The sequence below is a fragment of the Lactobacillus delbrueckii subsp. bulgaricus genome, from assembly GCF_046938665.1.
Taxonomy (GTDB): Bacteria; Bacillota; Bacilli; order Lactobacillales; family Lactobacillaceae; genus Lactobacillus; species Lactobacillus delbrueckii_C.
In genome coordinates this window covers 174101-190116 of the sequence record NZ_JBKZCD010000002.1, presented here as the reverse complement: position 1 = coordinate 190116, position 16016 = coordinate 174101, and the positions used below count along the sequence as shown (strand labels likewise).

12 protein-coding genes are annotated in these 16016 nt (G+C 48.9%); 11 read left to right on the top strand and 1 reads right to left on the bottom strand.

The window, feature by feature from the left end:
* The first annotated feature begins 106 nt into the window (after positions 1-106).
* The gene (locus ACLUXO_RS02300) at positions 107-4123 is read left to right on the top strand and encodes an SEC10/PgrA surface exclusion domain-containing protein (RefSeq protein ID WP_412136172.1); all 4017 of its coding nucleotides are present in this window, start codon (positions 107-109) and stop codon (positions 4121-4123) included.
* A 163-nt stretch (positions 4124-4286) separates the two neighbouring features.
* Complete coding sequence (locus ACLUXO_RS02295) at positions 4287-5858, top strand: ATP-binding cassette domain-containing protein (protein WP_412136171.1); 1572 nt, start codon at positions 4287-4289, stop codon at positions 5856-5858.
* Positions 5859-5958: 100 nt separating this feature from the next.
* On the opposite strand, the gene rpmB is transcribed toward ACLUXO_RS02295, so the two are convergent.
* Positions 5959-6144 (bottom strand): 50S ribosomal protein L28, encoded by a 186-nt coding sequence (gene rpmB / locus ACLUXO_RS02290; protein ID WP_270447714.1) that lies wholly within the window; start codon positions 6142-6144, stop codon positions 5959-5961.
* Between the two features lie 175 nt (positions 6145-6319).
* Here rpmB and ACLUXO_RS02285 point away from each other — a divergent pair, with 175 nt between their 5' ends.
* The 9 genes from ACLUXO_RS02285 (at position 6320) to ACLUXO_RS02245 (ending at position 15868) form a co-directional block, all read left to right on the top strand.
* Complete coding sequence (locus ACLUXO_RS02285) at positions 6320-6682, top strand: Asp23/Gls24 family envelope stress response protein (protein ID WP_002879711.1); 363 nt, start codon at positions 6320-6322, stop codon at positions 6680-6682.
* Positions 6683-6701: 19 nt separating this feature from the next.
* Positions 6702-8366, top strand: coding sequence for a DAK2 domain-containing protein (locus ACLUXO_RS02280; protein ID WP_270447715.1), 1665 nt, complete (start codon positions 6702-6704; stop codon positions 8364-8366).
* Complete coding sequence (gene recG, locus ACLUXO_RS02275; RefSeq protein ID WP_412136170.1) at positions 8366-10405, top strand: ATP-dependent DNA helicase RecG; 2040 nt, start codon at positions 8366-8368, stop codon at positions 10403-10405. Before ACLUXO_RS02280 ends, recG begins: the two co-directional genes overlap by 1 nt.
* Positions 10406-10429: 24 nt before the next feature.
* Positions 10430-11422, top strand: a complete 993-nt coding sequence (gene plsX, locus ACLUXO_RS02270) for a phosphate acyltransferase PlsX (RefSeq protein ID WP_002879716.1) — start codon at positions 10430-10432, stop codon at positions 11420-11422.
* Positions 11423-11483: 61 nt separating this feature from the next.
* Positions 11484-11726, top strand: a complete 243-nt coding sequence (acpP, locus tag ACLUXO_RS02265) for an acyl carrier protein (RefSeq protein WP_003611988.1) — start codon at positions 11484-11486, stop codon at positions 11724-11726.
* A gap of 289 nt (positions 11727-12015) precedes the next feature.
* A complete protein-coding gene (locus ACLUXO_RS02260; RefSeq protein WP_279189696.1) occupies positions 12016-13017 on the top strand; it encodes an ABC transporter ATP-binding protein in 1002 nt (333 codons plus the stop codon).
* Between the two features lie 9 nt (positions 13018-13026).
* Positions 13027-13983, top strand: a complete 957-nt coding sequence (locus ACLUXO_RS02255) for an ATP-binding cassette domain-containing protein (RefSeq protein ID WP_412136169.1) — start codon at positions 13027-13029, stop codon at positions 13981-13983.
* Positions 13984-13986: 3 nt separating this feature from the next.
* Positions 13987-14946, top strand: a complete 960-nt coding sequence (gene opp4B, locus ACLUXO_RS02250) for an oligopeptide ABC transporter permease (RefSeq protein ID WP_279190688.1) — start codon at positions 13987-13989, stop codon at positions 14944-14946.
* Between the two features lie 10 nt (positions 14947-14956).
* Positions 14957-15868: an ABC transporter permease gene (locus ACLUXO_RS02245; protein ID WP_412136168.1), complete on the top strand. Its 912-nt coding sequence runs from the start codon at positions 14957-14959 to the stop codon at positions 15866-15868.
* The last annotated feature ends 148 nt before the right edge of the window (positions 15869-16016 follow it).

Here is a 16016-nt window from a genome sequence, read left to right as displayed (position 1 = left end):
TGCAAATATCCCCCCGTGAAAGCGCTTGTCAATGAATGACTTATTTGTATAATAAAAGTTAAGGGATGTTATCTCGAACTATTGTGTGTTTATAGAGGCAAATCATATGGAAAATAAAGCAAAGAAAGATTTACGGAAAATTGCTGTTGTCGCGACTGCCGGGATCGGCGTGGTCGGTGTAGGCGCGGTTAGTCAAGGCAGCGTCAAGGCTGAAGTGACAACCCAGGCGGCTCAAGCGGATACGGTTGAAAGCGCCAAGACCGCGGTCAGTGAGGCAGAAAAGAGCCAGCAAAGCGCGGCCGATCAAGCGGGTGCCACCCAAAAGGCAGAAGAGGCAGCTAAGAGCGCGGTTGGCCAAGCCCAAACGGCTTATGACCAGGCAAGCAAGCAGCAAGCCGCTGCCCAAAAAGCAGCTGATCAAGCTAAAGCAGAGCAGCCAGCTGCAGAAGAAGAAGTGAGTCAAGCCAAGCTGGACTATGTGCAAGCTAACAACCGGGCAGATGCTGCCAGCCAGCAAGCTGAAAGCGCAAAGGCCGCGGCAGCTGACCAGGCAGGCAAGGCCGCGCAAGCTGAAGAAGCGCAGAAAAAGGCGCAAGATGATTTAAGCAAGCTTGGCGTAAGTGACGCGGAAGCTGCTGCTAAGGCAGCCGCTGACAAGAAGGCCCAAGCTGATGAAGCAGCTAAGAGCGCGGCAGACCAAGCCCAAAAGAGCGAGGAAGACTTGGCAAGCGCGCAAGAAGCAGAAAAGGCCGCTGAAGATGAAGCAAGCGCGGCTGAAACGACGGCAGACTCAGCCAGTCAAAAGGCGCAAGCAGCCAAAACGGCTAATGATGAAGCACAGGCGGCTAAGGCTGAGCAAGAAGGCAAGGTAAGCCAAGCTCAAGGTAAGGTTGATGAAGCGCAAAAGGCAGTAGATGATTTGGGCTTGCCAAAACTGGCCGAAGATTTGGAAAATGCCAAGGCCGCAAACTCCAGCGCGCAAAAGAATTTGACTGATGCCAAGTCAGCAGATCAAGCTGCAGCAGAAAACTTGGAAAAGGCAAACAGTGACCAGGCGGCTAAGGCTAAAGAAGTAGCTGAAGCCCAAAATGCAGTCGACCAGGTAAACGGCCAGGTTAAGGAACTGACTGACGCGGATGATGAGGCTAAGGCTGCCAGCGACGATGCAAATAAAGAGTTAGCTGCCAAGAAGGCAGCCGAAAGCGAAGCTGAGCAGGAATACCAGGCTTTGCCTAAGGTAGTGGCCAATGACACTTTGAAGCAGGCAACGCTGGCATTTGCGAACGTCAAAAAGCAGTATAACAATGAAGAAATTGATGAAGCCACCTACCAGCAAGCGATTAAAACTTGGGCAGATGCCATGGCTGCCGGCATGAACTTGAACACCTACTACGGCTTAGACAATGATAAGAATGTCAACGTTGACTTAAACAACTTGACTCAAGACCAGCAAGAGGAATTAAACGCATATCTGGTACAGTTGCTTAACTCTGCCCGGACTGCTTTGGGTACTGCTGATCTTGCCGGGAATGTGGTTGGATCAGTTGGGGCAAATGCAGCTGCTAGCGAAATCGCGGTAGGCTACCGCAATGACCGCTGGAACAGTTTTGTAAATCACCACGACAATGTGGCAGTCAACAGCGTTGCTAAGAAATATGGCTTGGCGGTACCTGAGAATTCTAGTGGACAGCTAATTGAAAATTTACATACTTTGGCGACGGAAAAGTTTGCAGACCAAGATCATATTAATATGTATGATGCTAAAAAGAGTGTATATGAGGGCGTCATCGGCATGCTTTTCGACGACTACAAGAATGGTAATAAAATGGGGCATGCTGTCAGCTTATTGGGCTTAAATGTATTGAACTACGATAAAACCAATTCGAATTTGACCACTTATATTGGTGTTTCGTCCGATGGTACAGATGTTGCCGAAGGCTATCACCTTCAACAGTATCACTTTATTGTAGTGCCAAACCTTACTGATCAAGTAACGACGACTACCACAACCGATGACAACGGTACGTCCACAACTGTGACAATTTTGCCAGGTAGAATCAGTGATGCAACTACTTGGGAAAAGGCTAGTGGTACGGCTACTCTGGCAAATCCATATGACGAAGCATCCGTTAAGGAAAAATTGACTAAGGCGCAAGAAGCAACTTCTGCCGCGCAAAAGACAGCTGATGAAAAGGCTGACGCTCTCAAGGCAGCTGACGCTAAGCTTGCTCAAGCAAAGCAAGAACTCGCAAACGCTGAAAGTAACCTGGCTGCTAAGCAAGCAGCTTTGACTACAGCAAATGAAACTCTTGTTGCAGCTAAGCAGGCAAAGGCTGAAAGCAGCGACAAGCTGACTGCGGCTGAAGCAGCGGTAACTAAGGCTGCTGAGGCCTTGACTAGTGCTCAGACTGCATACGACCAAACTGCCGCGGTTTACCAAACTAAGCAAGCTGAATTGACTGCCGCGCAAGCTGCTCTGGCCGCAGAAAAAGAAAAATTGACTCCTTTGGCAACTGATGCTCAAGCTAAGCAAGCAACCCTTGACGAAGCAAATAAAGCTCTTAGCCAAGCTCAAACTGATCTCGCGGCTGCTAAGGCAAAGCTTTTGTCAGCTAAGGAAAAGACTGCTGATGCCCAAAAGGCATTGGAAGCTGATAAAGAAGCTTCTGCTGATGCCCAAAAAGCCGCAGAAGAAGCTTCTGCCGCAGACAAGGCAGCACAAAGCAAGCTGGCTAGCGTAAACAAGGAAGCCGCGGAAAAGGCTGCTGTTTTGGCTGAAGCAGAAAAGAATACTGCCAGCGAAAAGACCAAGTTGGCAGAACTTGAAGCTGTCGCAGGTGAAGCTGCTCAAGCCGCAGAGAAGGCCCGTGCTGCCGTACAAACCGCACAAGACAAGCAAGCTGCTGCAGAAAAGAAGCTTGCTGACTTGCAGGCTGTTCAAGCTGAGCTGCAAGCCGCTAATGATGCAGTTGAAGCAGCTAAGAAGGCTTTGGCTGAAGCGCAAGCCAACTTGGCAAGCAAGCAGGCTGATTCAGCTGCCGCGGCTAAGGCCAAGGCAGCAGCGGATTTGGCACTTACTGAGGCTAAGAAGCACCTGGCTATTTTGGAAGCCTTGGAAGAAGCAAACAAGCCGAGCGAAACTCCAAGCACTCCAAGTGACAACAAGCCGAGTGAAACACCGACTACTCCAAGCGATAATAAGCCGAGTGAAACTCCAACTACTCCAAGCGATAACAAGCCGAGTGAAACTCCAACTACTCCAAGCGACAACAAGCCGAGCGAAACACCGACTACTCCAAGCGACAACAAGCCAAGTGAAACACCGACTACTCCAAGCGACAACAAGCCGAGCGAAACACCGACTACTCCAAGCGACAACAAGCCGAGTGAAACTCCAACTACTCCAAGCGACAACAAGCCGAGCGAAACTCCAAGCACTCCAAGCGATAACAAGCCGAGTGAAACTCCAAGCACTCCAAGTGATAACAAGCCGAGCGAAACTCCAACTACTCCAAGTGACAACAAACCGAGCGAAACTCCAACTACTCCAAGTGAGAACAAGCCGAGCGAAACTCCAGCTACTCCGAGTGAGAACAAGCCGAGTGAAACTCCAGCTACTCCAAGTGATAACAAGCCGAGTGAAACTCCAGCTACTCCAAGCGATAACAAACCGAGTGAAACTCCAAGCACTCCAAGTGATAACAAGCCGAGCGAAACACCGACTACTCCAAGTGATAACAAGCCGAGCGAAACACCGACTACTCCAAGCGACAATAAGCCGAGTGAAACTCCAACGACTCCAAGCGAAGACGAACCAGCTGAAACTCCAGCAGAAGACGAACCAAGTGAAAGTCCAGCTGACTCCGGGGAAACCGAAACTATCGTAATTCCGGCAGGCAAGACTGACACCAAGGCAACTGGCAAAAAGCAAGCCGCTCCAGCCAGCCCTGTTCAAAAGACTGCACCAGCAACTTCTGTTGCTAAGGCTCCGGCAGGATCAAGTGCTACTTTGCCGCAAACCGGCGAAAGCCAGAATAAGTCCGCCTTCCTGGCAGGGATTGTGGCACTGCTGGCTAGTGTAAGTCTCTTCGCCTTTGGCAAGCGCAAGAAGAACGAAAAGTAATTGTATAAACAATAAAAGTATTGGAAAAGCGACTCTATTTCAGAGCCGCTTTTTGTATACAACTTTTTTAAAAAATTAGAACCGCATATTTACATTTTAATTTTTCAGTAGTATTATTTTAAGCAGATTTGGAAATACTTTATTATTTACGAGGAGGAGAGAAATGACGTTAAAATATGCCAGCAAGTGGAAGCTGCTGGTCTTTGCGGTCTTCGCGGCCGCCAAGGCACTGCAGGCGGTTTTTATCGCTTATGTCTTCCAAGAATTCATTAATTTTGCCGGAAATCCTAAGGGGAGTTTATTACAATTAACCATTAAAGCAGTTGTGGGGATTGTCCTTTTTGCCTGCCTGGCCTTAATTTACCAAATTATGCAGGCAAATATCATCAAGGACGTTAACCTGAAGATCAAGGAGCAGTCAACGAAGTATCTTTTGTATTCAGATAATTCTGATCCCAAATTTGACCTATCCTTTATGACTAATGACTTGAAGCAGGTCGAAAGCCACCGGGTAGAAGCTGAGCTGGATATAATTTTTAATGGTTTGCAGTTTATTGCGGCTTTTGCGGCAGCCATGCTATCTTCCTGGGCTCTGTCCTTGATTTTCCTGGTCGCCTCCCTGGCACCAGGTCTTTTGCAGAATATTTTCGGGCCAAAAATTGAAGCTGCCTCTTCTGCTTGGGAAGAGGAGAACAGCCAATATACTGAAGCCATGACCGACACCATCAATTTTGCGGCCTTCGCCAGACTCTATGACGCGGAAGACAGCATTTTTTCCAGAATGCTCCACTACAGCCAGAGAATGGAAACGGCCCTGGCTAAGATGAAGAAGGCTGAAATGGTGACAACTGAAGTCATCACTTCCTTTGCCTACGTCTGCAGCATGATCATTCCTTTTAGCCTGGGGATCTACTTTGTGACTCAGGGGCAGATTACTTTGGGGACCTTCGTGATGATTTCCCAGCTGGCCACCAACTTCATCAATCCGATTGTCGGTATCTTTTCATCCGTTAATGACATTAAAACCAGCAACCCGATCTGGGAAAAGTTTGCTGCCGTGGCAGATTTTGCAGCAAAAGTAAATGCTGCTGACCGGGAAGAGTTTAAGGAACTTTCTTTAGACGATGCAAGTGTGCAAAGAGGGGACCGGAAGCTTTTGAACGATCTTGATTTAACTGTTAAAAATGGTGAAAAAGTCTTGCTGGAAGCACCGTCTGGCTGGGGCAAGTCAACCTTGCTTAACGTCTTGGTTGGCCAGATCCGTCTGGCAGATGGGAATTATAAAATCAACGGTGATGACGCGAATGGTGACTGGAGAAAGGATCACGAGTACTTTTCCTTTGTCCAGCAGAAACCATATATTCTTGACGATACTATCGAGTATAATATTACTTTGGGCAGAAAGGTTAGAAACGAAGACCTGCTGGCAGTTTGCCAAAAAGCTGGCTTAAGCGGTCTAGTTGAAGAAAAGGGCCTGGACTACCAAGTCGGCAAAGAAGGCAAAAATCTCTCCGGCGGCCAGGGCCAGCGGCTGGAAATTGCCAGAGCCCTCTTGGCCAAGCGGCCAGTATTATTGGCCGATGAAGCAACATCCGCTTTGGATCCGCAACTTTCTAAGCAGATTCACCAGACAATTCTGCAGAATTTACCTGGCACTGTGATCGAAGTCGCCCACAAGATTTCAGATGAAGAAATAGCCATGTTTGACCGGGTGATCAATTTGGCCGAGAAGTAACAAAACAGGCAGCTCAATGAGCCGCCTGTTTTTGCTGCTGCTGATTTTTTGCCAAAAATAAAACCCGTCAGATCATTGATCTGACGGGCTCGTTTCGTCACTAGACACGGGTAACTTTACCAGACTTCAAAGTCTTGGTTGAAACCCAAACGCGCTTAGGCTTGCCGTTTACAAGAATGCGAACTTTTTGAAGGTTTGGCTTCCAAGAACGACGTGATGAGTTCAAAGCGTGTGAACGCGTGTTACCAAAAGTGGTCTTCTTACCGGTTACGAAATCTTTTGCCATGCTGCTAAACCCCCTTTACATGTCATGTCATACTATTAGACTTTACCATAAAGTTTGACCTTTTTCAATTATTATTTTGAAAAGTATTTTCCAGAAAATAAAGTCGGAACTGTTAGCTTTTGATCTCGTTATGATAAAATAAGGGTGTATATTGGAAATAAGACGGAGGATAAACATGGCTGTTAAAATCAAGACAAAGTATGGTTTGATTGATATTTCAAACGGTGTAATTGCAACTGTTGTTGGTGGTGCAGCTACGTCTAACTATGGCGTTGTCGGTATGGCATCCAAGAATGCCATCAGAGACGGAGTCGACAGCATTTTGAGCCGGGCAAACTACAAGCGCGGCGTCGTTGTTAAGTCTGACGAAAATCAAGTAACTGTTGATGTCTATATTATTGTTGGCTACGGCTTGAAAATTTCTGAAGTAAGTCGTAATGTACAAGACAGTGTCAAATATAACTTAAGAAGCCAGCTGGGGATCGACACCAAGGCGGTCAACGTCGTTGTTCAAGGTGTAAAGGTTCTCGACGACTAGATAAGTGGAGGATTCAATATTGGTTTTAAGTGAAATTAGCAGTAAAGAATTTAGAGACATGGTGCGGATTGCCTCTCACCGGATGAGCAAGAACGTGCAATTCGTCAATGATCTAAATGTTTTCCCAGTTCCTGACGGCGACACTGGCACGAATATGAATCTCACGATGGAAAGCGGGGCTAAGGCCGTTTCCGAAAACGCAAGCAGCAGTGTCGGCGACTTGACTGAAAGCCTGGCCAAGGGGATGCTGATGGGCGCGCGCGGCAACAGTGGGGTTATCACCTCCCAGCTCTTCCGCGGCTTCTACAAGGCAACTCAAGGCAAGACCACTTTGAACGCCCAGGAATTGGCAAATGCCTTTAGCAATGGTGTAGCTACTGCCTACAAGGCTGTGATGAAGCCGGTTGAAGGGACCATCTTGACTGTGGCCCGGGTCGGCGCTCAAGCAGGTGCTAACAAGGCAAATGAAAGCGATGATGTAGAAGAAGTAATGCAGGCGATCGTTGAAGGCGCCAAGGAAGCTTTGAAGAGCACTCCTGACCTGCTGCCAGTTCTTAAGCAAGTCGGCGTGGTTGACTCCGGCGGCCAAGGTCTGGTCTTCATCTACGAAGGCTTCCTGGAAGGCCTTTTGGGTGAAAACTTCGATGACAAGTACGTGCCAGATGCTGACGACATGAATTCCTTGATCAACGCTACCCACCACCAGGCAGTGCAAGGGCAACTGGCAACTTCCGACATTGCCAACGGCTACTGTACTGAAATCATGGTTGACCTCAAGGCTGACGTGCCAAACAAGAAGCCATTCGACTTGGAAGAATTCAGAAGCTACCTGTCAGAACTGGGTGACTCCCTCTTAGCAGTTTCTGACGGCGAAATCGCCAAGGTTCACGTACACACTGAATACCCAGGCAAGGTCTTCCTTTACGGGTCACAATTCGGCCAATTAGGCAAGATCAAGATCGACAACATGCGGATTCAGCACGAAACGATCGTTGACAATGAACAAGAACAACAAGAAAGCGTTGACTTTGCAGTGATCGCGGTTGCTTCCGGCAACGGTGTCCGCAAGCTCTTTGAAAGCGAAGGGGTTAACCGGATCATCTCCGGCGGGCAAACCATGAACCCTTCAACGCAAGACATCATGGACGCCATCACCAAGTCTGGCGCCAAGCAGGCGATCATCCTGCCAAACAACGGCAACATCATCATGTCCGCCAAGCAGGCTGCTGAAGTTGCTGAAATCCCGGTCGGCATCGTGCCTTCCAAGACGATCCAGCAAGGTTTGACTGCTATGCTGGCCTTCAACCCGGAAGCCAGTGTTGACGCGAACGTTGAAGCCATGACTGATGAACTTGGCTCTGTCAAGTCCGGTGAAGTAACCCGGGCAACCCGTGACACTGAAATCAACGGCGTTGAAATCCACAAGGGCAACTTCATTGGTATCGTTGACGGCACCATCGTGGTTGACGATGTTGACCCAATTGCCGCAACTGTCGCTATGACGGAGAAGATGCTGGATGAAGACTCTGAAATCGTGACCGTGATGTACGGCAGCGACGCTACTGAAGAAGAAGCCCAGGCAGTTGTTGACCGCCTGGAAGCAGCTCATGAAGATGATGACTGCGAATTCGAAATTCACGACGGTGGCCAGCCAGTTTACAACTTCTTGATTTCTGTAGAATAATGACTTTAAACGAAGCTATTTTCAGACCGGTGACGGCCTTGAAGGGCGTGGGGGCTAAGACGGCAGAAGCTTTGCAGTCGCTGGGCATTTACAGCATCTACGACTTGCTCTTCTACTTTCCCTACCGCTATGACGAACTGGAGAACCTGCCGCTGGACCAGCTGGAGGACGGACAGAAGGTCATGCTGAAGGGGATCGTGGCTACCAACCCCTACCAGAATTATTTTGGCTACCACAAGAGCCGGGTCAGCTTCAAACTGCGAATTGATCATGATATTATCATGGTCAATTTTTTTAACCAGCCATGGCTGACCAAGCAGCTGAGCGTGGGCCAGGAAATCGCCGTCTATGGCAAATATGACTTGAGAAAGCAGAGCCTGTCGGCTTATAAGCTTTTAGCCAATAAAAACAGTGATGACGGGATGGCGCCGATTTATTCGGTCAACCGGCAGATCAAGCAAAAGAAGCTGCAGACCATGATCGACCTGGCGATTGCCGAAAGCATGGATGAGATGGGCAATGCCGTGCCAGAGGACTTGCGCAAGCACTACCGGCTCATGGCCGATCAGGACCTGGTCATCGCCATGCACCACCCTAAAGACCTAGCTGAGGCCAAGGAGGCCCGCCGAAGCGCTGTTTTCCGGGAATTCTTCCTCTTTCAAATGCAGCTGGCCTTGATGTCCAGCCAGAATAAGAGCCACAGTGGTTATGCCAAGCATTACGACCTGGAAGAAATCGGCAAGCTGACCAAGTCCCTGCCTTTTGACCTGTCTCCTGACCAGAAAAAGGTAATTAATGAGATTTTTGCCGATATGTTTGTTGACCGGCAGATACAGCGCCTTCTTCAAGGGGATGTTGGGTCCGGGAAAACCGTAGTGGCCGTGTTTGCCATTTACGGGGCAGTGACAGCTGGCTACCAGGCCGCCTTGATGGTGCCAACTGAAATTCTGGCCAATCAGCACTATCACAAAATTTCCGCTATGCTGGAAGATTTCGGCGTCCGGGTGGCCCTCTTAACGGGATCAACTAAAACAATGGAGCGGCGGGAAATCTACAAGGAGCTGGCTGATGGCAGCATCAATGTGGTGATCGGCACCCACGCTTTAATCCAAGAGCAAGTGGCCTTTAAGAAACTGGGCCTGGTGATTATCGACGAGCAGCACCGTTTTGGCGTTGCCCAGCGCCTGGCCTTGATCAACAAGGGGGACCGGCCGGATATCCTGGCCATGACGGCGACCCCGATTCCCCGGTCATTGGCCTTGACTGTTTATGGCGACACCGCCTTGTCAGAAATCAGACACCTGCCAGCCGGCCGCAAGCCGATTAAATCCTACTGGAAGACCAGCAGCCAGCTAGATGAGGTGTATTCATTGATGCGCCAGCAATTGGCGGAAGGCTTCCAGATTTATGCGGTTACGCCCTTGATCAGTGAGTCGGAAACGATTGACCTGGAAAATGCTGAAGCCCTGCACGACAGGCTGGCCGGCGAATTTCCAGACCAGGAAGTTGTCCTTTTGCATGGGAAAATGGCCGCAGCTGACAAAGAGGAGATCATGGACCGCTTTGCGGCAGGGGAGGTCGATATCCTGGTTACAACTAGCGTGATTGAAGTCGGCGTTGACGTCGCCAATGCCAACTTGATGGTCATCTTTGACGCAGACCGCTTTGGCTTAAGCCAGCTCCACCAGCTGCGTGGCCGGATCGGCCGGGGGCAGACACAAAGCTACTGCGTCTTTTTAGCTGACCCGAAGACAGAAGCCGGCAAGCAGCGGATGAAGATCGTGGCTGAAACTAACGACGGCTTTAAGCTCGCCGAGGAAGACCTCAAGATGCGGGGCGAGGGTGACCTCTTTGGCAAGGCTCAGTCAGGCCTGCCGGAATTCAGGACAGGCAGCGTTGTCAGCGACTACCAGGTCATGGTGGTAGCCAGGGATGAGGCCAAGCGGATCGTCCAGGCTGATCCGGACCTGAAAGCAGAAAAGTTGGCAGACCTGCAAGCTGTGATAAAATATAAGAAAATCGTACAAGCGAGAGCTTAGTCCAAATAGAAAAAGAGATTATTGATGAGAAAAATCGCGATTGACGCCATGGGCGGGGAAAACGCTCCTGAGGCGATTGTAGAAGCAGTTTTAAAGGCCAAGCCAGAACTGCCGGAAGACAAGTTTATCTTCTTCGGCGATGAAGGCAAGCTGAAAGAGCTGCTGCCAGCAGGCGATGACCAGATCGAAATCGTGGCCACCACGGAGGTTATTCTTGATGAAGATGAGCCAGTCAAGGCCATGCGGACCAAGAAGGACTCGTCCATGGTCGTGGCAGCTAATTGGGTCAAGGAGGGTAAGGCAGACGCTTTGCTGTCACTAGGCAATACCGGGGCCCTATTAACCTGCGGGATCTTCATTGTCGGCCGGATCAAGGGCGTGGCCCGGCCAGGCCTCATGCCGACCATGCCAGTTGAATCTTCAGATGACGGCTTCAACATCATTGACGTTGGCGCTAACGCTACTAGCAAGCCGGAATACCTGCTGCAATGGGCGGAAATGGCTTCCTACTATGCGGAAAAGGTCCGCGGCGTTTCCAAGCCAAGAGTAGCTCTTTTAAACAATGGGGCTGAATTTGACAAGGGCGACGACCTGCACAAGGAAGTCTACCAGCTCTTGCAGGACAGTTCTTTAAACTTCACCGGCAACATTGAAGGGCACGAACTCTTGCAAGGGAAGGCCGACGTTGTGGTCACAGACGGTTTTACCGGCAACGCGGTCTTAAAGAGCATCGAAGGAACGGCCAGCGTCATCATCCACATGCTGAAAGATGGCCTTTTGAACAATGGCGTTAAGGCCAAGCTGGGAGCCCTGCTGGCTAAAGATGCCTTGAAGTCGGTAGCCAGCCGCTTTGACACGGCCAAGTATGGCGGGGCGGTTTTGCTCGGCTTAAACTCACCAGTCGTTAAGCAGCATGGCCGGTCAGACGCCCGGGCCGTCTACTACGCGGTTAAGCAGATCGACAAGATTTTGGCTGAAGACTTAACAAATACCTTTAAGCAAGAATTCAGCAAGTAAGGATAAGAAAAAGAAAATACCCCAAGCAAGCGGGCAGTTAGAAATTATAGGAGAAAGAATAATGACTGAAGCAGAAATTTTTGATAAGATTGCCACTTTGATCGCTGACAACTTCCAGCTGGACAAGGACAAGATCACCATGGACACTAACTTTACCAAGGATCTGGACGCTGACTCCATCGACTTGGTAGAATTCATCATGCAGTTGGAAGACGAATTTGGCGCTGAAATTCCTGATGAAGACGCTGCTAAGATTATCACAGTCGCTGACGCGGTAGCTTACATCAAGAGCCACCAAGGCTAAAGTGCATTGAAAGCGAAATGAAAACAACTAATATTTAATTAGCATTTGCCAAAGAAAGATCTGCGGCAAATGCTTTTTTTGTGGTCTTTTTCCAGGAAATGCCGGTAAATATGGCAAAAAGCGAACGATAATTTAATGATTATGATATGGATTGGCAAAAATGATGAAGAAATAAGCAAAAAACACTAGAAAATAATTAAGAAACTGTTGCAAAAGATTTGAGAAAAGTTAAAATTTACTAGTGTGATATTTATTTACTAACTAATAATTATTTTGAAGGAGAAAAAAGTTGGATAATCAGCAAAACGTTTTACTAGACGTCGAAAAGCTTCATACCGGCTACCGCCTGCAGGGCGAGTTCTATGACGCGGCTGATGGCATCGATTTTACTCTCAAGCGCAACGAAGTTTTGGCTATTGTCGGCGAAAGCGGCTGCGGCAAGAGTACGATTGCCTCCAGCATCGTTGGCCTGTATGACCGGAAAAACACCCGGGTCGAAGGAGAAATTAAGTACAAGAACCTAAACTTGGTCAATTTGAGTGAGGATTTGTTTAACCAAGTTCGCGGCAACAATATTGGCATGATTTTCCAAGACCCGATGGCCAGTTTAAACCCCTTGATGAAGGTTGGGGACCAGGTAGCGGAAGCCCTGCTTTACCACACGGATATGAACAAGCAGCAGCGCCGCGACCGGGTGATTGAACTCTTCAATCAAGTAGGGATGCCAAAGCCGGAAGCCATGTATGACATGTACCCACATGAACTTTCCGGTGGTTTGCGGCAAAGAGTCGTCATCGCAATGGCGGTGGCCTGCAAGCCGGAAATTATCATTGCTGACGAACCAACGACTGCTTTGGACGTGACCATTCAAGCCCAGATCCTGGACCTGCTCAAGAAGATCCAGAAAGAATCAAATTCTGGCATCATTTTGATCACCCACGACTTAGGCGTTGTGGCAGAAACGGCTGACGAAGTTGCCGTAATGTATGCGGGGCAAATTGTAGAAAAAGCTGATGTGAAAACTTTGTTTACTCATCCTTTGCACCCGTACACCCGGTCACTGTTAAATTCCATGCCGCAGTCAGATGATGACAAGGATGACCTGCATGTAATCCAGGGAACTGTTCCTTCACTGAAAAACATGCCGCGGACCGGCGACCGCTTCGCGGCTAGAATTCCTTGGATTCCAGCTGAAGCGCATGAAGCAGACCCGCAGCTACACGAAGTTGAGCCAAATCACTTTGTCCGCTGCACCTGCTGGAAGACTTTCCACTTTCAAGATGAAGGATAGGTAGCAAGTATGGCAGAAGAAATTATCCAAGTTAAAGATCTGAAAGTCCACTACCCAATCCGGTCGGGCTTTTGGAACAGAATTACTGATTATGTCCGGGCAGTTGACGGGGTTTCTTTTTCAATCAAGGAAGGGGAAACTTATGGCTTGATCGGTGAATCAGGCTCCGGCAAGTCCACGACTGGCAAGGCAATCGTTGGCGTGGAGAAGGTGACCAGCGGGCAGATTCTCTACAAGGGTGAAGACATTACCAAGGAATCCGTCCGCCGGAAGATGAACTACAACAAGGACGTGCAGATGATCTTCCAGGACTCCATGTCCAGTCTTAACCCCCGCAAGCGGATTGAAGACATTATCGCAGAACCGATCCGGAACTTTGAAAACTTGACTACTGACCAGGAACGTGACCGGGTCCAGGAACTGCTGGACATCGTCGGGATGCCAAGTGACGCGATTTACAAGTTTCCTCATGAATTTTCCGGTGGTCAGCGGCAGAGAATCGGGATTGCCCGGGCAGTTGCCACTAATCCGAAATTAATCGTGGCCGATGAGCCAACGAGTGCTTTGGACTTGTCAGTTCAAGCCCAGGTTTTGAACTTCATGAAGCACATCCAGCAGCAGTACAATATTGCCTTCTTATTCATTTCCCATGACCTGGGCGTGGTCAAGCACATGTCAGAAAACCTGGCAATCATGCACCGGGGCCGGTTGGTGGAAGTGGGCAGCCAGGAAGAAATTTACAAGAATCCGGTGCACATTTACACCAAGCGCCTCTTGTCCGCGATTCCGAAGGTTGATGTTGAACACCGGGCAGAACACGCGGCCAGACGGCGGGAAATCGAACGGGAATTTTTGCAGGACCAGGCAAACTGGTATGATGCAGATGGCCGGGTCTACCCATTGACTGAGGTTGGTCCCAACCACCAGGTAGCCCTGCCTAAAGAGCAGATCAAGGGAGGAGAATAGCAAATGTGGAAAACAGTCTTAAGACGGGTTTTGATCATGATCCCGCAATTGATCCTGCTTAGCATTATTGTCTTCATGCTGGCGAAAATGATGCCTGGGGATCCCTTTACCGGCTTGATCAACCCTAACTCAAGTCCTAAGGAAATTGCCCGCTTAAAGCAGGCATATGGTTTGAATGACCCGGTACCGGTGCAATACGTACGCTGGATTAAGAACCTCTTGCATGGTGATTTGGGGCAAAGCTACATCCAGCACGTCCCAGTAGCATCTTTGATTGCCGACCGGGCCCAGAACACTTTCTGGCTCTCGCTTTTGTCAACCATCTTGCTTTACGGCATTGCTATCCCGATGGGGATCAGCGCCGGCAAGCATGAAGGTGAATGGCAGGACCGGGCAATCTCAGTTTTTAACTACGTGACTTATGCTATCCCAGGCTTTGTCTTCTACCTGCTGGGCCTTTGGCTTTTCGGCTTTACTCTGGGCTGGTTCCCGATCAGCGGGACGGTTTCCGCCAATGCCAGCGGCTTCTGGGGGGTATTCTTCAGCCGCCTGCAGCACATGATTTTGCCGGCAATTCTCTATGCGATCATCGCGACGACTGGGACAGTGCAATACCTGCGGACCGGGATCATTGACAACAAGGTGGAAGACTATGTTAAGACCGCCCGCAGCAAGGGCGTGCCGGAAAAAGTCGTCTTCAACAAGCACATCTTGCGGAATTCTTTCCTCCCGATCGCTGCCTTTATGGGGAACACCATCACCGGTCTGCTTGGCGGGTCAATGATCATTGAAACGGTCTTCTCCTTCCCGGGGATGGGGAAGCTTTTCCTTGACTCAATCAGCCAGCGTGACTATACCACTTTGACGGCTTTGATTATGATTTACGGGACCTTGACCCTGCTGGGCAACCTGCTGTCTGACATTATCATGAGTCTGGTTGACCCGAGAATTCGCGTGAAGTAGAGGTGAAATGATGGCTTTATTTACTGTTGGTAAAAAGAAGCAGGATGACCGGGCCCAAATTCCACCATCCGCTTTAAAGATTGCTTTTAGAGAAATTTTTAAAAGCAAGGCTGCGACTGTGGCCTTTTGCACCATCGTCGTTATTTTGCTGCTTACCTTTGGCGGTTCTTTATTCCTTGACAGCAGCAAGGTTACTGAAATGCACATTTTGGAATCCTATGCCGGCTGGGGACAAAACGGCCACTTGCTGGGAACTGATGACGGTGGTCGGGATATTTTGAATCTGTTGATCATGGGCGGGCGCAACTCGATTATGATTGGTCTCTTGGTCACTCTTTTCTGTGAACTGGTTGGCTTAATAGTCGGCCTTGTAGCCGGCTACTATGGCGGCACTATTGACTCCATCATCATGAGAATTGTTGACTTCGTGCAGATTTTGCCGCAAATGCCAATTTTGATCGTTTTGGTAACGGTTCTGCCAAACTATAATTCCATGACTTTGGTTCTGCTGATTTCGATGTTTGGTTGGACGGTTGAAGCTAGATACTACCGGTCTTTCATTCTGTCACAAAGAGAAAGAGACTATGTTCTGGCGTCTAAGACTTCAGGGTCTTCAAATACCAAGATCATGTTCCGGGAGATTCTGCCAAATATTGCATCAATGATCATCATCGATGTCGTTTTGAGCGTTTCTGGCAACATCGGGATTGAAACTGTCCTGTCCTTCATCGGCTATGGTTTGCCAACCAAGATTCCGTCTTTGGGGACCTTGATCGGTTTTGCCAATGACCCGGTTAACATTATTGACCGGCCGTGGCTCTGGCTGCCGGCAACTGTCTTGCTTTTGGTGATCTGCTTGAGCATCAACTATGTCGGCCAGGCCCTGCAAAAGGCTGGCGATGCACGGCAAAGAGAAAATTAAAATTAATTTTAGATTAATTTTTTATTGACTTTCAAAATCAAAATGATAAAGTAAGAAGCATGAAAAGAGTTATGAATCACTTGGTTTATAACAATTCACAAACTGTGTGTTTAATCAATTAAATATTAATATGTGGAGGTAAAAGCAC